This is a genomic window from Variovorax sp., assembly GCF_035634955.1.
Lineage (GTDB): Bacteria > Pseudomonadota > Gammaproteobacteria > Burkholderiales > Burkholderiaceae_C > Variovorax.
In genome coordinates this window covers 172,681-189,288 of sequence record NZ_DASQBZ010000004.1, presented here as the reverse complement: position 1 = coordinate 189,288, position 16,608 = coordinate 172,681, and the positions used below count along the sequence as shown (strand labels likewise).

The 16,608-nt window shown below is 70.1% G+C and carries 16 protein-coding genes; 5 read left to right on the top strand and 11 right to left on the bottom strand.

Annotated features, from left to right (window positions below):
* Window positions 1-229: tripartite tricarboxylate transporter substrate-binding protein (locus VES41_RS01875; protein WP_324812241.1), on the top strand; the 229-nt coding region annotated here is incomplete at its 5' end.
* Window positions 230-272: 43 nt separating this feature from the next.
* On the opposite strand, the gene hmpA is transcribed toward VES41_RS01875, so the two are convergent.
* Window positions 273-1,466, bottom strand: coding sequence for an NO-inducible flavohemoprotein (gene hmpA / locus VES41_RS01870; protein WP_324812238.1), 1,194 nt, complete (start codon window positions 1,464-1,466; stop codon window positions 273-275).
* Between the two features lie 143 nt (window positions 1,467-1,609).
* Between hmpA and norR the strand changes: the two genes are divergently transcribed.
* The gene (gene norR, locus VES41_RS01865) at window positions 1,610-3,172 is read left to right on the top strand and encodes a nitric oxide reductase transcriptional regulator NorR (protein WP_324812235.1); all 1,563 of its coding nucleotides are present in this window, start codon (window positions 1,610-1,612) and stop codon (window positions 3,170-3,172) included.
* Window positions 3,173-3,209: 37 nt separating this feature from the next.
* Here the strand turns inward: norR and VES41_RS01860 are convergent, their stop codons facing one another.
* From VES41_RS01860 to VES41_RS01820, 9 genes are all read right to left on the bottom strand, one after another.
* Entirely contained in the window at window positions 3,210-3,665 is a 456-nt protein-coding gene (locus tag VES41_RS01860) for a GAF domain-containing protein (protein WP_324812233.1), read from the bottom strand.
* A gap of 116 nt (window positions 3,666-3,781) precedes the next feature.
* Complete coding sequence (locus VES41_RS01855; protein WP_324812230.1) at window positions 3,782-4,201, bottom strand: DUF1801 domain-containing protein; 420 nt, start codon at window positions 4,199-4,201, stop codon at window positions 3,782-3,784.
* A 59-nt stretch (window positions 4,202-4,260) separates the two neighbouring features.
* A complete protein-coding gene (locus VES41_RS01850) occupies window positions 4,261-5,319 on the bottom strand; it encodes an aldo/keto reductase (protein WP_324812228.1) in 1,059 nt (352 codons plus the stop codon).
* Window positions 5,320-5,461: 142 nt separating this feature from the next.
* Window positions 5,462-6,457, bottom strand: a complete 996-nt coding sequence (locus VES41_RS01845) for an AraC family transcriptional regulator (protein ID WP_324812226.1) — start codon at window positions 6,455-6,457, stop codon at window positions 5,462-5,464.
* A gap of 40 nt (window positions 6,458-6,497) precedes the next feature.
* Entirely contained in the window at window positions 6,498-6,848 is a 351-nt protein-coding gene (locus VES41_RS01840; protein ID WP_324812223.1) for a response regulator, read from the bottom strand.
* A gap of 50 nt (window positions 6,849-6,898) precedes the next feature.
* The gene (locus tag VES41_RS01835; RefSeq protein ID WP_324812221.1) at window positions 6,899-8,161 is read right to left on the bottom strand and encodes a hybrid sensor histidine kinase/response regulator; all 1,263 of its coding nucleotides are present in this window, start codon (window positions 8,159-8,161) and stop codon (window positions 6,899-6,901) included.
* Entirely contained in the window at window positions 8,151-8,753 is a 603-nt protein-coding gene (locus VES41_RS01830; protein ID WP_324812219.1) for a chemotaxis protein CheB, read from the bottom strand. The genes VES41_RS01835 and VES41_RS01830 overlap by 11 nt, the downstream gene beginning before the upstream one ends.
* On the bottom strand, window positions 8,750-9,532 hold the full coding sequence (locus VES41_RS01825) for a CheR family methyltransferase (RefSeq protein WP_324812260.1): 783 nt from the start codon (window positions 9,530-9,532) through the stop codon (window positions 8,750-8,752). Before VES41_RS01825 ends, VES41_RS01830 begins: the two co-directional genes overlap by 4 nt.
* Before the next feature lie 143 nt (window positions 9,533-9,675).
* Entirely contained in the window at window positions 9,676-13,191 is a 3,516-nt protein-coding gene (locus VES41_RS01820; protein ID WP_324812217.1) for a response regulator, read from the bottom strand.
* A gap of 179 nt (window positions 13,192-13,370) precedes the next feature.
* Here VES41_RS01820 and VES41_RS01815 point away from each other — a divergent pair, with 179 nt between their 5' ends.
* The 3 genes from VES41_RS01815 to VES41_RS01805 all read left to right on the top strand — a co-directional run bounded on the left by VES41_RS01815 (window position 13,371) and on the right by VES41_RS01805 (window position 15,289).
* On the top strand, window positions 13,371-14,015 hold the full coding sequence (locus tag VES41_RS01815; RefSeq protein WP_324812214.1) for a hypothetical protein: 645 nt from the start codon (window positions 13,371-13,373) through the stop codon (window positions 14,013-14,015).
* A 34-nt stretch (window positions 14,016-14,049) separates the two neighbouring features.
* Entirely contained in the window at window positions 14,050-14,460 is a 411-nt protein-coding gene (locus VES41_RS01810) for a PaaI family thioesterase (RefSeq protein WP_324812213.1), read from the top strand.
* A 133-nt stretch (window positions 14,461-14,593) separates the two neighbouring features.
* Window positions 14,594-15,289 carry a histidine phosphatase family protein gene (locus VES41_RS01805; RefSeq protein WP_324812210.1) on the top strand — a complete coding sequence of 232 codons (696 nt, stop codon included), beginning with the start codon at window positions 14,594-14,596 and terminating at the stop codon, window positions 15,287-15,289.
* Here VES41_RS01805 and VES41_RS01800 read toward each other — a convergent pair.
* Window positions 15,247-16,590, bottom strand: a complete 1,344-nt coding sequence (locus VES41_RS01800) for a tetratricopeptide repeat protein (protein WP_324812208.1) — start codon at window positions 16,588-16,590, stop codon at window positions 15,247-15,249. The two genes, VES41_RS01805 and VES41_RS01800, sit on opposite strands and share 43 nt — an antisense overlap.
* Window positions 16,591-16,608: the final 18 nt, after the last annotated feature.

Genomic DNA, 16,608 nt, shown 5'->3' with positions numbered 1-16,608 from the left:
GCACGGGCTGTACGCGCCCAAGGGCACGCCGGCGCCGGTGCTCAAGAAGATCAACGACGCGCTGAAGCTGGCGCTCAAGGACCCGGACTTCATCAAGAAGGAAGAGGGCCTGGGCGCGGTGGTGGTCAACGACAAGCGGGTCGAGCCGGCCGAACACAAGAAGTTCGTCCAGTCCGAGGTGGCGCGCTTCGGCCCGGTCATCAAGGCCGCCGGCGTCTACGCCGACTGATCGCCGGTGGCGGCGCCGCGCACTGCGCGACGCCGCAGCGGTCTCATTCCAGCGCGGATGCGGGTCCGAAGAATTCCCAGCGCATCTGTGCATCCGGCACGCCCAGTGTGCGAAGTGACGAGCGCACCTGTTTCATGAAGGGCTTGGGGCCGAGGAAGTACGCGTCGACGTCCTCGGGCGCGGCCGGCAGCCAGCCGGCCAGGGTCTGCGAATCGATCTGGCCGACGGCATGCGGCGCGCCGCTCGTGTCGACACCGTCCGGCGCCTGCTCGTAGCAGTAGAAGCGCTTGAGCTGCGCATGCTTTTGCGCCAGCGCGTCGATCTTCTGCCGGAACGCGTGGACGCCGCGCGAGCGTGCGCAGTGGATGAAATGTACCGGGCGCGAGGTGTCCAGCGCCTGTTCGAGCATTGCAAGCGTCGGCGTGATGCCGACGCCGCCGCTGATGAGCACCACCGGCCTCTCGCCCGGTGCAAGGGTGAAGTTGCCCGACGGGGGATACAGCTCGACTCGGCTGCCCACTTGGACGCTGTCGTGCAGGTAGTTGGACGCCAGGCCATTCGGCTCGCGCTTGACGCTGATGCGGTACGTGCTGCCGTTGGGCGCCGCCGACAGCGAATAGTTGCGCCGGATCTCCTGGCCATCGATTTCCAGCCGCATGCCGATGTATTGGCCGGGCTCGAAGGCGAGTACCGGCTGGCCGTCGGCCGGCGCGAAGTAGAAGGACGTGATTTCCTCGCTCTCGGCCTCTCGGCGCACCACCTCGAATGCGCGCGCGCCGCGCCAGCCGCCGGGTGCCGCTGCCCTGGCGTCGTACGCCTGGCGCTCGGCGCCGATGAGCATGTCGGCGAGCTGTCCGTAGGCGGCCGCCCAGGCCGCGATGACCTCGTCGGTGGCGACCTGCGCGCCGAGCACTTCGCGGATGGCGCGCAGCAGGCAGGCACCGACGATCGGATAGTGCTCGGGCAGCACCTGCAGTGCCACGTGCTTGTTCACGATCTGGGACGCTAGCGGCCCCAATGCCTCCAGCCGGTCGATGTTGCGCGCATACACCAGCACGCTGTTGGCCAGCGCACGCGGCTGCTCGCCGCTGGCCTGGTGCGCCTGGTTGAACAGCGGCCGCACCTGCGGATGCTCGCCCAGCATGATTTTGTAGAAGTGGGTGGTCAGCGCCTCGCCGCCGGTCTCGAGCAGCGGCACGGTGGCGGAGATGATCGATTTCTGTTGCGCAGTCAGCATTGGGAAGCCCTCGACGTGAAGTGATGGCCTGCAAGCGCAAGTCCCGTTCCAGGCTGGTTGGCCAAGGGAATCAACGACTTAGCCGCATCGTAGTCATTTCGACCCGCAGAAAATCGGGTCAATTCGACACAATACGAGTCACCATGACTACAAATCCATTGCTCCTGGCGGTCATTCCACTGGTGGCGGATCTCGCGCGCGACCTGCCGAGCGCGGAGCGCTATCGGCGCCTGCTGGCGGCACTGCGGCTGCTGCTGCCATGCGATGCCACGGCATTGCTGAGGCTGGACGACGGTGTCCTCGTGCCACTGGCCATGGACGGCCTGAGCGGTGATGCGCTTGGCCGCCAGTTCCGGGTGGTGGACCATCCCCGACTTGCGGCGCTGCTCGACAGCGAAGCGCCGGTGCGTTTCGCCGCAGACAGCCCGCTGCCCGATCCGTACGACGGCCTGGTCGAAGGCATGCGAGGGCACCTGCCGGTGCACGACTGCATGGGCTGCGCCATCCGTGTCGACGACCGGCCCTGGGGCGTACTCACGCTCGACGCGCTCACGCCCGATCGCTTCTCCGACCTCGACCTGCAGGTGCTCCAGTCTTTCGGCAGCCTGGCCGCGGCCACCGTCAGCGTCGCCGCGCGCATGGAGCAGCTGCAGTCGCGTGCCGAACGCGAGAGCCTGCGCGCGGAGGGCTATCGCCTCGCCGCAGCGCCGCGCGCGCGCACCATGTTCGGCCGCAGCCCGGCGCTGCGCCGGCTGCGCAAGGAAATCGCGCTCGTCGCCGGCGGCGACCTGCCGGTGCTGATCCAGGGCGAGACGGGGGTGGGCAAGGAGCTGGTGGCCGAGGCGCTGCACGCCGGCTCTGCTCGCGCCGCGCGCCCGATGATCAGCGTGAACTGCGCGGCGCTGCCCGACACGCTGGTCGAAAGCGAGCTGTTCGGCCACGTGCGCGGCGCTTTCACCGGTGCGGTCGGCGAGCGGCCCGGCAAGTTCGAACTGGCCGACGGCGGCACCTTGTTTCTCGACGAAGTCGGTGAATTGCCGATGCCGGTGCAGGCCAAGCTGCTGCGGGTGCTGCAGAACGGCCAGCTGCAGCGCCTGGGCTCCGACCGCGAGCACCGCGTCGACGTGAGGCTGATCACCGCCAGCAACCGCAATCTGGCCGACGAGGTGAAGGCGGGCCGCATGCGCGCGGACTTCTACCATCGCCTGAGCGTCTACCCGCTGCACGTGCCGCCGCTGCGCGAGCGCGGGCGCGACGTGCTGCTGCTGGCCGGCTTCTTCCTGGAGGAGAACCGCTCGCGCCTCGGGCTCGGCGGCCTCCGGCTCGAGCCTGCCGCCCAGGCGGCGCTCCTGGCCCACGACTGGCCCGGCAACGTGCGCGAACTCGAGCACCTGCTCGGCCGCGCGGTGCTCAAGGCGCTGGGGCGGCACGCGCAGCGGCCGCGCATCCTCGGCCTTGGCGCGCAGGACTTCGACCTGGTCGACGCCGGCGCCGACGTCCATGCCGGACCCTCGAGCGCCGCCGAGCCGGCGGGCGCGACAGGTGCCGGCGACCTGCCGTTGCGCGAGGCGGTCGCCCGGTTCGAGCGCGAACGCGTCAGCGCCGCGCTGGCCGCGCACGGCAACAATCGCGCGGCAGCGGCGCGCGAACTCGGAATGGATCGCGCCAACCTGGGGCGACTGGCCAGGCGCCTCGGGCTGGCATGACACCCGACTGTCGCGCAGGCGGATGCGCGCAGGCGCGCTAGCGGTCGAGCGCCTTGAGATGGCCGCCGAGCAGGCGCCCCGCGTGCTCGAGCAGCGCGAACTCCTCGTCCGGCAGCGTGTGCGGCTGCATGTCGAAGTGGCTGAGCGTGCCCCACAGCGCGCCGGTGTCGCTGGTCAGCGGGACGCTGTGATAAGAAACGACGACACCCTGGTACGGGTTGCCGTCCAGGCGCCTGTCCTGCCGCGAGTCCTCGGTGCGGAAGGCCTGGTCGCGCAGCACGAACTGGCAGAAGCTGTGCTTGAACGGCACCGCCAGCAGGAACTCCGGCGTCATCAGGCCCCGCTTGTCGCACAGCAGCACGTTGCGAAGGAGGTCGCCGTCGAAGCGGTAGACGGCCGTGTAGCGATGTGCAACGCCGTCGTTCAGGAACGCCAGCAGGGCGGCCGGGCCGCCGCCTGCCAGGGCATCGCGCAAGGCGTCGAGGTCACGCATGGTCTTCACTCCCTGCAAGGGTCGGTGAGCCGATGACCGGTGCGCCGGCTGGACGGGCCTGCGCGCCGGTGCCGCGGCCACTATGGCAGTGGCCCGGCCCCTTGTCCATCGCGAAATTACCTGCTGCCCCGGCGCGCCTTGGCCGCGGTGCCGGCGGCGTTGTGTCGTGCGGCGTCGCGGATGAGCGCCTTGAACGCCGTGGGGTCGACCGATTCGCCCTCGCCGATGTCGATGGCACGCCGGACGTTGCCGTCCAGGCTGGAATTGAACAGGCCGGCCGGGTCGGCCAGCAAGGCGCCCTTGGCGAAGGTCAGCTTCACCTTGGCCTTGTAGGTCTCGCCGGTGCAGAGGATGCCGGCGTGCGACCAGACCGGCGTGCCCATCCACTTGAGCTCCTCGACGACGTCGGGGACGGCCTCGTGGATCAGCCGCCGCATGGCGGCCAAGGTCTCGCCGCGCCAGTCGCCGAGTTCGGCGATCTTCCTGTCGATCGACACCGATGCGTTCGCGGCTTCGGCCGCCTGCGCCTTCTTCATGCGGGGACTCCTGTGCAAAGGGCGAGCATTCTCGCCCACGATCGCCGCACGCGCCCGCGTCACACCGGACGAGCCGCCGCCATCTGTGCGCGCCGGACGTCGCCCTGGCGCGCCAGCATCCAGCCCGGATACTCGGGCGGCAGCGCGCTCACCTTGTCGAGCACGGCCAGTTCGTCGGCGGACAACGACACCTTGGTGGCCGCCAGGTTGTCGTCGAGCTGTTCGAGCCGCTTGGCGCCGATGATGACGGTGCTGACCACCGGCTGGTGCAGCAGCCAGGCCAGCGCCACCTGCGCCACCGAGACGCCCTTGGCCTCCGCGATGCCGCGCATCGCGTCGATGCAGTCGAAGGCGCGATCCCGGTTGACCGGCGGGAAATCGAAGCTGGCACGCCGGCTGCCGGCCTCGGCGCTGCCGGCTTCCTGCGCCCGCGCGTACTTGCCCGACAGCAGCCCGCCGGCCAGCGGGCTCCAGACCATGAGGCCGACGCCTTCGCTTTGCATCATCGGCACCAGTTCGCGCTCGAGCTCGCGTCCGGCGATGGTGTAGTGGGCCTGCAGCGACTGGATCGGCTCGGCGCCGAGCCGCTCGGCGATGCCGCGGGCCTTGACGATCTGCCAGGCCGTCCAGTTGGACACGCCGACGTACCGCACGTGGCCCTGCTGCACCAGCGTGTCCATGGCGCGCACCATCTCCTCGATCGGCGTGGCCGGGTCGAAGCCGTGGATCTGGTAGAGGTCGATGTGGTCGAGCTGCAGGCGCCTGAGGCTGGCCTTGACCGCGTCCATGATGTGGTAGCGCGACATGCCGCGCGAGTTGGCCGCGGCGGTGCCGGTCTCGCCGAACACCTTGGTGGCGACGACGACGTTCTCGCGCGGCACGTTGAGGTTGCGCAACGCCTGCCCGGTGATGACTTCGGACTGGCCCTCGGAATAGACGTTGGCGGTGTCGATGAAGTTGATGCCGGCGTCGAGCGCGCGGCCCACCAGCCGGTCGGCATCGGCCTGCTGGAGTTGGCCGATCTTGCCCCACATCTCGCCCTGACCGCCGAAGGTCATGGTGCCGAGGCAGAGTTCTGAAACGAAAAGGCCGGTACGGCCGAGCGGCTTGAGGCGCATGGTGTGGCTTCTTTCTAAGCGGAACACGGGGATTCGGGCGAGGCGCGGCGGCGTCCTGCCCGCCGGCCAGTGTGCGCCGTCCAGGGTGCGAGACGCTAGCCCGATACGCGCCTGTTCTTGCCCGATCCTGCCGCGCCGGCCCTCAGCGGGCGCCGCCGAGCGCGTCCTGGCGCATGCGCCGCATGTCGCGGGCCGGGGGCGTGCCGAACATCCGGGCGTATTCGCGCGAGAACTGCGACGCGCTCTCGTACCCGACGTGGTAGCCAGCGCTGGTGGCATCGGCGCCTTCGACCAGCATCAGGCGGCGCGCCTCCTGCAGGCGCAGGTGCTTCTGGAACTGCAACGGGCTCATCGCGGTGACGGCGCGGAAGTGCCGGTGCAGCGAGGAGCCGCTCATGTGCACGCTGCCGGCCAGCCGGTCGATCTTCAGCGGCTCCCGGTAGTGCGTGCGCAGCCAGGCGATCGCCTCGGTGATGCGCGGGGCCTGGCCGTCGGGGCGCCCGATCTGGGCCAGGCGCCAACCCTCGGCGCCGGTGAGCAGGCGGTACATGATCTCGCGCACCGCCAGCGGGGCGAGGATGGCGATGTCCTGCGGCGTGTCGAGCAGGCGCACCAGCCGCAGCACCGCGTCGAGCAGGTCCGGCGTCGTCGGCGCGGTGTAGAGCGCCCGCGCGCTCGGCGCGTGGGGAGCGGCGGTGAGCGGCGCAGCCGCGTCGCGCCCGAGTTCCAGCATGAGCTGGGCCACCTCGCCGGGGGAGAAGCACAGCTTGACGCACAGGTAGGGCGCCTGCGGCGAGGCGTCGATCACCTGGCTGGAGATCGGCACGTCCTGCGAGACAACGAGGAATTCCTCGGTGTCGTAGATCGTCAGCTCGTCGCCCAGCAGCACGCGCTTTCGGCCCTGCACCGGCAGGCAGATGGCCGGATCGTGCAGTGTGTGGCTCAACTCACCGCAGGACGAGGCGCGGATCAGCTTCAGGCGCTCGATGGCGGTGGCCTGGGCACCTTCACCCGGCGCCAGGCGCTCGATGCAGGCGGCCAGTTCGGCACGCCGCAGCAGCAGATGGGTGGCGGCGTCGTCGCCAGGCTGCGCGCCAGGCCGGGCTGCGGCGCGCGATTGAGAAGGAGTCTCGTTCATGCCGGCAGGTTAGCGCCGATTGCGCCGCTGCGCAGGCAGGTCAGCGCGCGCTGGCGAGGATGCGGTCGAGCGCCTCGAAGTCGATCGGCTTTTGCAGGTGATAGTCGAACAGCCCCTGTGTCGACTCCGACGCGGCATAGCCGGACACCGCGACCAGCATCGGCCGCCCGCTCTCGGGCTCGGCCCGCAGGCGCCGCGCGACGACCGTGCCGGGCATGTCGGGAAGGGTCAGGTCGACCAGGGCGATGTCGAAGTCGCCGTCGGCGGCCACGTCCAGCGCCTGCTGGCCGGTATAGGCACACCGGGCGGTGTGCTCCTGCAACTGCAGCAACTCCTGCAGCAGGTCCGCCGCAGCGGCGTTGTCGTCGACGATCAGGACATTCAGGCTCATGGATCGAACCAGTGTAGGCGTGTGCGTCCCGCGTCGACGTAGGATGTTGCCTACTCTTGCTGCTCCGGCTGGCGCGCCATTTGGGCGGCTGGCTCGGGTGCAGGCGCGGCGGGGACCGGCGGCGCGCCGACCAGCGGCAGCCGCACCCGGAAGGTGGCGCCGGCGCCGGCCGCGCTCTGCAGGTCGATCTGCCCGCCGTGCGCCAGAACGATCTGGCGCGTGATGTACAGGCCCAGGCCAAGGCCGGCTGCCTTGCCGCGGCTGGCCTCGGTGCGCTCGAACTGCTCGAAGATACGCTGCTGGTCCTCCGGCGCGATGCCCATGCCGTGGTCGCGCACGGACAGCTCGGCCGCGCCGCCGGCGGTGCGCACCTCGATCTTCACCGGCTGCCCGCCCCCATAGCGCAGCGCATTGGTCAGGAGGTTGGTGACGACCTGCTCGATGCGGAATTCGTCCCAGTTGCCCGGCACGTGGGCGGGCGCGTGCAGGCTGACGGTGCATCCGGCGGCTTCGGCCTGCTGGGCCAGGTTCTCGACCACCGCGCGTGCCAATGCCGCCAGGTCGGTCGGCTTGGGCTGGATGGTCAGCGAACCGCTGCGCAGGCGGGTCACGTCGAGCATGTCGTCGATCAGGCGCACCATGCTCTGGATCTGGCGCTGGTCGCGCTCGATCATGGCTGGCAGCCGGTCCGGGCCGAAGTGCACCGTGTTGCCCTTGCTCAGGTGCAGCTTTCGCACCTGCGTCTCCAGGTACAGCGTGTTGAGCGGCGTGCGCAGCTCGTGCGAGACCATGGACATGAAGTCGTCGCGCATGCGCACCGCGCGCTCGAGTTCGCGCTGGGTGCACTGCAGCTGCTCCACCAGCGCCTCCTGCTCGCGGTGCAGCTTGGCCATGGCCTCCATCTCGCGCCGCAGCGCCTTCTTGTGCCGGTACAGCTCGACGAAGACGTTGACCTTGCTGGCCACCACGTGGGGATCGAGCGGCTTTTGCAGGAAATCGACCGCGCCGCTCTCGTAGCCCTTGAAGGCGTAGTCCATCTCGCGCCCGGCCGCGCTCACGAAGATGATGGGGATGTGCCGGGTGCGCTCGGTGCCGCGCATGAGCTCGGCCAGCTCGAAGCCGTTCATGCCGGGCATCTGCACGTCCAGGATGGCCAGCGCGAACTCGTGCGCCAGCATCAGTCCGAGCGCTTCCTCGGCGGATTGGGCCTTGTAGACCAGCCGCCCGTGGCCGCGCACAAGCCCCTCCAGCGCCAGCAGGTTCTCCGGCAGGTCGTCGACGATCAGCAGCTTGCTTTCGACGTCATTGGGCATTTGCATCATCCATGTCCATCAGAAACTCGCGCAGGCCGGCCAGCGGACGCACGATGTCCGGCTGCCGCAGGGCCAGTGCGGCGCGCGGCATGCAGGGCGAGGCGGCGGTGTCGGGGTCCTGCACGGCGGTCAGGCCGCCGGCGCGCCCGATCTGGCGCATGCCCTCGGCGCCGTCCTCGTTGGCCCCGGTCAGCAAAAGGCCGGCCAGGGCAGGGCCATAGGCATCGGCCGCGGAGACCATGAGCACGTCGATCGACGGGCGCGAGAACAGCACCGGCGGCTCGCAGCTGAGCGAAAAGCAGCGCTCGCGCTCGACCGACAGGTGATAACCGGCCGGGGCGAAGTACAACGTGGCCGGTTCGATGGGCAGCTTGTCGCGCGCCTCGTGCACGCTCACCCGCGTGCGGTCGGCGAACAGGGCGGGCAGGCGGCTCTCGTGTCCTTCGGGCAGGTGCAGCACCACGACCACAGGCAGCCGCCAGCGCGCCGGCAGGTCGTCCAGCAGCGTCAGCAGCGCATCCACGCCGCCGGCCGATGCGCCGATCGCCACCAGTTCGATGGCGCGCATGCGCGCCTGCAGGTCTGCGTTCATGACGCCTTGCGAAAGATGCGCTCGGCCCGCGCCAGCGTGTCGAAATGGCCGGACCAGTTGGAGAAGTCGATGCTTTCCTTCGAGCCCAGGCCGAGAAAGCCGCGGTACGACAGCGACTCGTGGAAGAGCCCGAGGGCACGGTCCTGCAGCGCGCGGTTGAAATAGATCAGCACGTTGCGGCAGCTGACCAGCTGGGTCTGCGCGAACACGCTGTCCGTGGCCAGACTGTGGTCGGCGAAGATCACGTCGGCGCACAGGGTGGGGTCGAATCGGGCGGCGTCGTAGGCCGCGGTGTAGTAGTCGGAAAAGGCCCGCTTGCCGCCCGACCGCTGGTAGTTGGCGGTGTAGCGTCGCACTGCGTCGAGCGGGAAGATGCCCTGGCGCGCCTGCGCCAGCGACTCCGGGTTGATGTCGGTGGCATAGATGCGCGTGCGCTCGAGCAGGCCTTCCTCGCGCAGCAGTATGGCCAGCGAATAGACCTCTTCGCCGGTGCTGCAGCCGGCCACCCAGACGGTCACCGACGGGTAGGTGTGCAGGTGCGGCACCACCTGCTGGCGCAACGCCAGGAAATACGCCGGGTCGCGGAACATCTCGCTGACCGGCACCGTCAGGTATTGCAGGAGCCGGGCGAACATCGCCGGCTCGCGCAGCACGCGCTCCTGCAGGGCCGAGATGCTGGGCAGGTCGAGCTGGCCCAGCGCATAGGCCACCCGGCGCTTCTGCGACGCGCCGGTGTAGTCGCGGAAGTCGTAGCTGTAGCGCAGGTAGATGGCCTCCATCAGCAGGCGCAGCTCGATGTCCCCGGCGCTGAGCGCGCCGGGCGTCGCGTCGGGCGCGTGTGCGGCACCCGGCACCAGGCCCGACGCCGGCTCGGCGGCGCCGGCATCGCGGCGGAATCCGCGAGGGTCCTGCGCGGAGGTCATCAGAGGCGCTCCATGCGCGGCATCCACACGCGCAGCAGGGAGAAGAGGCGGTCCAGGTCGACCGGCTTGGCCAGGAAGTCGCTGGCGCCGGCGGCCAGGCACTGCTCCTGGTCGTCCTTCATGGCCTTGGCGGTGACGGTGATCACGGGCAGCTTGGCGAAGCGCGGGTCCGCGCGCAGGCGGCGGGTTGCCTCGAGGCCGTCCATCTCCGGCATCATCACGTCCATCAGCACCAGGTCGATGTCGGGCACCTGGTCGAGCTTCTCGAGCGCCTCGCGGCCGTTGCGGCCGATCTCCACGGCGGCGCCGCGCTGCTCCAGCGCGCTGGTCAGCGCGAAGATGTTGCGCACGTCGTCGTCCACCAGCAGCACGCGCCGGCCCTCGAACACGCGGTCCCGCCCGCGCGCGGCGCGCAGCATGCGCTGGCGTTCGCTCGACAGGTCGGACTCCACCTTGTGCAGGAAGAGGGTGACCTCGTCGAGCAGGCGTTCCGGCGAACGCGCGCCCTTGATGATGATGGAGCGCGAGTAGCGCAGCAGGTCCATTTCCTCGTCGCGCGTGAGGTTGCGGCCGGTGTAGACGATCACCGGCGGGAACGAGACGATCTCCTCGGTCGACATGCGCTTGAGCAGTTCGCTGCCCTGCATGTCGGACAGGCGCAGGTCGGTGACCATGCAGTCGAACACGCGTTCGCGCAGCAGGGCCAGCGCCTCCTCGCCGGATTCGACGGCGGTGATGTGCACGTCCTCGTCGGCGATGAGCTTCATCACCGCTTCGCGCTGGAGCGGGTCGTCTTCCACCACGAGCACCGACTTGACCTTCTGCGCCAGCTTGTCCTCCAGCCGGCGGAAGACGTCGTGCAGCTGCTCGCGCGTGGTGGGCTTGCGCGCGTAGCCGATGGCGCCCATGTGCAGCGCCGCCTCGGAGCTGTCCAGCGCGGAGACGATGTGCACGGGGATATGGCGCGTGCGCGGATCGTTCTTCAGGCGCTCGAGCACGCCCAGGCCGGGGCCGTCGGGCAGGCGCATGTCGAGCAGGATGGCGTCCGGGCGGTGCTCGATGGCCATCGCCATGCCGTCGGCGCCGCCTTGCGCCACCAGGCAGCGGTAGCCGCGTTCGTGCGCCAGGTCGTAGAGGATGTGCGCGAACTGCGGCTCGTCCTCGATCACCAGCACGCGGCGCGTGTCGTCGGCCGGCAGGGCGCGGTCGTCCTCGAAGTCGAGCGGCGCCGGCGCCGCGGGAGGCGCAGCCGCCGCATGATGCGAGGCGGCATGGGACGCGGCGTCGCGCGCGGACTGTGCTTTCGCGGACGGGGCCGCGGCCGGCGCGGAGGTGGCCGGCGTCCGCGCCGGCGGCGGCAGGCCCGTGGCTTCGGGTGCGCGTGCCGGCAGGACGAGGCTGAATGTGCTGCCCTGGCCGGGCGTGCTGGTGACCGTGAGCGTGCCGCCCAGCAACTGCGTCAGGTCGCGCGAGATCGACAGCCCCAGACCGGTGCCGCCGTAGCGCCGGCTGGTGGTGCCGTCGGCCTGGTGGAAGGCCTCGAAGATCGCCTCCTGCTGGTCGGGTGCGATGCCGATGCCCGAATCGGTGACGTCGAAGCGGGCGCCGCCGTCGCCCGCGGCGCTGATGGTGAGCGACACCTCGCCATGCTCGGTGAACTTGACGGCGTTGGACAGCAGGTTGCGCAGCACTTGCTCCAGGCGCTGGCGGTCGCTCTCCAGCGACGCCGGCGCATCCGCGCGACGCTCGATGCGGAACGTCAGGCCGCGCTTTTCCGCCAGCGGCCCGAACGTGCCGCGCAGACGCTGTGCCAGCGCGTCGAGCGGCAACGGCTCGATCGCCAGGTCGAGCTTGCCGGCCTCCACCTTGGCGATGTCCAGGATGTCGTTGATGAGCGTGAGCAGGTCGTTGCCCGAGCCGTAGATCGACTCGGCGTACCTGATCTGCTCCGGGGTGAGCGTGCCGGGCGCGTTGTCCGCCAGCAGTCGCGCCAGGATCAGCGCGCTGTTGAGCGGCGTGCGCAGCTCGTGCGACATGTTGGCCAGGAATTCCGACTTGTAGCGGCTGGCCCGTTGCAGTTCGGTGGCGCGTTCCTCCAGGTCCTGCTGGGCGCGGCGCAGCGCGGCGTTGCGCAGATCCAGGGCTTCGGTGCGTTCGGACAGCTGGTTGTTGGTCTGCTCGAGCTCGGCCTGCTGGTTCTCCAGCTGGGCCTGCGAGGCGCGCAGGGCGCGCGACTGCTCTTCCAGCTCCTCGTTGGCGGTGCGAAGCTCTTCCTGCTGTACCTGCAGTTCCTCGTTGAGCTGCTGGGTTTCGGCCAGGACGCTCTGCAGCTGCTCGCGGTAGATGGCGGCCGACAGCGAGCTGCCGATGGTGCCTTCGACCATGCGCAGCAGGGCTTCCTCGCGCTCGCCCAGGCTGGCGGAAAGGCCCAGCTCGATGACGCCGTTGACCACGCCTTCGTGCGACACCGGCAGCAGCACCACTGCCTTGGGTGACATCTGGCCCAGGCCGGTGTTCACGCGCAGATAGTCGGCGTCTACCGGGTCGATGCTCATCAGCCGCCGCTCGGCCGCAGCGCGCGCCAGCAGGCTGGTGTCGGCGCTGAAGACCTGCGGGCGTGCCTCGGCTTCTTCCGAGAAGCCGTAGCTGGCGCTGCGGCGCAGCATGCCCCCACGCTCGCGAAGATAGAGCGCGCCGACCTGGCTGCCCAGCTGGCGCGAGAAGAAGACCAGGCACTTGCGGCCGATCTCGGCGCCGGCCAGTTCGCCGGCAAGATCGGTGGCCAGCTCGGATTGGGCGCCGCGCATCCAGGCCTGTTGCTGCAATTCCTCGGACTGCTCGGCCTGTTCCCTCAGTGCCGCGTCGTAGCTCTGCGAAAGGGTCAGCAACTGGCGCCGCCCGAACACGGCCAGCAGCCCGGTACTGCCCAGCGTGAGCAGGACGAACAGGCCGACCACCCAGATGGCCGTCCGGTTGGCCTGCTCGCTGCGCAGGCTGCGCAGCGATTGCTCGCTGTCCATGAAGGCGGTGAATTCCTCGCGCAGGTCGTCGGTCAGGCGCTTGCCGCGCCCGCGCCCGACGGCACTGGCGGAATCGCCGCCGGTGCGGCGCAGCTCGATGGTGCTGCGGGCAAACTCCTGCCATGCCTGGGAGATGGCGCGGATGCGCTCGACGCGCTCGGCCTGCTGCACGTTGTCCGAGACCAGTCCGCGCAGCATGCCCAGGTCGGATTCGATCCGCGGCTGCGCGCTTTCGTACGGCTCCAGGTAGGCGACGTCGCCGCTGATCACGTAGCCACGCATGCCCGCTTCCATGTCCGACATGCGCCGCTGGACCTCGGCCGCCGTGCGCGTGACCCGGTCGCTGTGCTCCACCCAGTTGATGAGCGACAGCAAATAGACGATCAGCCCGACGAAAACCACGGCGCCGACGACGCCGCCGACCATCGGCAAGAGGATGTTGCGACGCAGCAGGCGCTGGAAGTCGCGTTGTTCGACGGCGGAATTTTTCTTCATCGGGCAGGGTTGGCGAGCAAAACCCGGCAAGATTGCCCGAAATTCGTGTCAGAACGTGTCGGATAACGCCGCAAGTTCCGTCGCTGCCGGCCTGCCGCAGGGGCTGCGCGGCCACGGGCACCTGCCCCGCGGGCCGGGGACGGGCTATGCTCGGTCGACCTGTTGGAGCCGGAGACACCATGAGACGCATCGCCGCCCTGTTCATCCTCGCCATGCTGCTGGCGGGATGCGCGCAGGACGGCGGCGTGCGCAAGGCCGATGGCGCGCCGGCCGCCACGCCCGCTGCGCCAGCGGCTGCTGCGCCGACGCCTGCCGCACCGGCGCCGGCCGCATCGGACGCGCCCGCGGACGCCTTCTGGAAGGATGGCAGCGGCCGCGCCGTTCCCGACCTGCCCAATCGCAAGAGCGCCGGCGGCTTCGGCAGCTGGCTGCTGGTGACGCCGGACGCCGACTGGAAGCAGAAGTGGGAGAAGCCGTCCGGTGCCGGACCGAGCTTTCGCGAAGCCAGCGTGGTCAAGCGCGGCCAGAAGGTGTTCGTGATGATCGTGCTGGGCAATCCGGCCTTGCGCGATGGGCAGGCCGATGTCGGATGCGCCGTCGAGGTGCTCAAGCCCGATGGCCAGGCGGCCCTGCGCCAGAACGACATCGCCTGCCTGCGCGGCGCCGTGTCTGGCGGGCCGCGCAGCCTGTACCTGGCGACGCCGGTGCTCGGCTTCCAGGGCCAGAAGGGCGACCCGACCGGCGTCTGGACGGTGCGCACGCTGGTGCGCGACAAGATCAGGGGCGCCCAATTGCTGTTGGCGACGCAGTTCACGCTGCAGTAGAGAGAAATATTCCGACCGACCGAGAGGACCCGCGATGATCGATGTCCAGGCAATGCAGGAGCGCCTGCGTCCGTTGTTTCCCGGCCTGATGGGCGTGCAGATCTCGGTGCTGGAGCCGGATCGCGTAGTCGCCAGCCTGCAGGTGCGGCCCGACCTCTGCACCGCCGGCGGCATCCTGCACGGCGGTGCCTACATGGCCTTCGCCGACACCCTGGGCGCGGTCGGCACGGTGATCAACCTGCCGCCGGGCAAGATGACCACCACCACCGATTCGAGCACCAAGTTCATCGCCGGCGCGCCGGCCGGCAGCACGGTCACTGGCGAGAGCGTGGCGTTGCACAAGGGCCGCACCACGCAGGTGTGGCAGACCTTCATCCGCAATGAGCAAGGCCGCCTGTGCGCGGTGGTGACGCAGACCCAGCTGGTGATGGACGCGCGCACCTGAGGCGCCGCACGCCCGTCCCCGCCGCCATGTGCCATGTGGTGCGTGCGAGCCACAGACACGGCCCATGCCCGGGCGCGGCGGTGGGAATCGTCATGCGGTTGACCCGGGCCCGTGGACAATGCGAACACACGCTATGTCCACTGACCTCATCCTGATCCGGCACGGAGAGACCGACTGGAACCGCGAGCTGCGGTTCCAGGGCCACATCGACGTTCCCCTCAACGACATTGGCCACGAGCAGGCGCGCCGCCTGGGCCTTCGCATGGCCCGCGAGCAGGCCCAGCGCCTGGTGTCGAGCGACCTGATGCGCTGCCAGCAGACGGCGGCGCCCACGTCGCTCGAACTTTCGTTGCCGGTGAACACCAGCGCTGCCCTGCGCGAGCAGAGCTTCGGCGCGGTCGAGGGCATGAAGGCCGACGAGATCAGGCTGCAGCATCCGCGCGCGTGGGAAGACTGGCTCAGGTTCGAGGAAGACCTGGCCATGCCGCAGGGCGAGTCCGCGCGCCAGTTCCATGCACGTGTGCTGGCGGCGCTGGGCGACATCGCCCGCGAGAACGCGGGACAGACCGTGCTGGTGTTCACCCACGGCGGCGTGCTCGACATGGTGTGGCGCACCGCGCGCGGCCTGGGCCTGAGCGGCCCGCGGCAAAGCGACATTCCCAACGCGGGCTTCAACCGCATCCGCCTGCCGGACGCCGCGGATCCGGCCCGGATCGAGGTGGTCGAGTGGGCCGACACGCGCCACCTGCTCGACCTGCCGCCGCAGCCGGTCTACGACCAGAAGCGCTACGTACCGCCGCCGCTGGCGGGCAATCCTAAGGCAGCGTAGACCGCGTCGGCCTGGCGCGCCAGCCGGCGCGACTGCGGTTGGCCGTTGAGCTGCTGCTGCAGCGCCGCCTGCGCACTGGCCAGGTCGGACGGCCGCGCGCTGCGCATCAGCGCGTCGAGCCGGATCTGCTCGAACAGGTCGCGCTGGGCATGGCTGCCGCCGATGCTCGCCAGGCGCGGCAGCGCGCGGCCCAGTTCGTCGATGGCGGTGCGCCAGTCGCCACGGGCATGCGCGAGCAGGCCGCGCGCCGCGGGGACGCACACGTCCGTCCAGGTGGGCCGCTGGGACGGCGGCGCGCCGGGCGCGAAGCGCTCGATGTTCGCCATCAGCACGTCGGCCTCGGGCCGCCCGGCGCGCGCCAGGCCGTAGACATACTGCAGGTCGAGAAAGGCCAGCACGTGGTCCTGCTGGCGCGGGGCCAGCCAGTGCGACAGTTCGCGCCAGCGCGCGGCACCCACCGCGACGCCGGCGAGTTCGAGCCGCGCCAGCAGCGACACGGCGCCGATCTGGTCCTGCGAGTAGGCCTTCTCCACGCCCCAGACGCGGCTGTCATGGAGCGCGAGCGCCTCGTCCTCGCGGCCCAGGTCGATGAGGAACAACGCCACGTGCCACCAGTTGTGCGTGAGCATGAAGGAGTTCAGGCCGGTCCAGCTGTCGCTCATCTCCTGCATGAAGGCCAGGCCTTCGTCGAGCCGGCCCTCGGTGAGCATGACGTGCGCCAGCGCGTGGTGCGCCCAGGGCTCCTTGCGGCACATGGCAATGGCGCGAAGGGCGGCCGCCTCCGCCTCGCGCAGGCGATGGCACTGCTCGAAGCCGAAGGCGGCCATGCCGTGCACGTACGGCACGTCGGCCGCCGCGGGCCGCGCGGTCAGCGCCATGCGCAGCATGGCCGGGCCGTCGCCGAGGTTGAAGGCGTGGTACTGGCCCAGCTTGAGCGACGCGAGGTCGCGCGGAAACTCCTCGGCCTGCGCCTGGTGCAGCGTCACCGCCCGCGCCAGGTCGCCCTCGGCCCACGCGGCGACAGCGGCGATGAAGCGCCTCTCGCGCGGTGTGCTGCGCGCCGCGCCGGCCTGTGCCCGTTCGAGGAAAGGCCGGGCGTTGGCGACCGCGTCGGCCGATTCGGCGAACAGGTGCAAGGCGGCGCAGCAGGCCTGCACGATGGGGCTGTCGTCTCCGGCTGCGGCGAGCAGGTTGGCCGCCCGCGCTTCGCTGGCGATGAAACCCTCGACGAAGTCGTTGAGCGGCGCGAGGCTCGCCGGATCGTGCAGCGTGAGCGGGTTGCCGAGGCAGTCCTGGTGCATGGGGGCATTGTGCCGGCC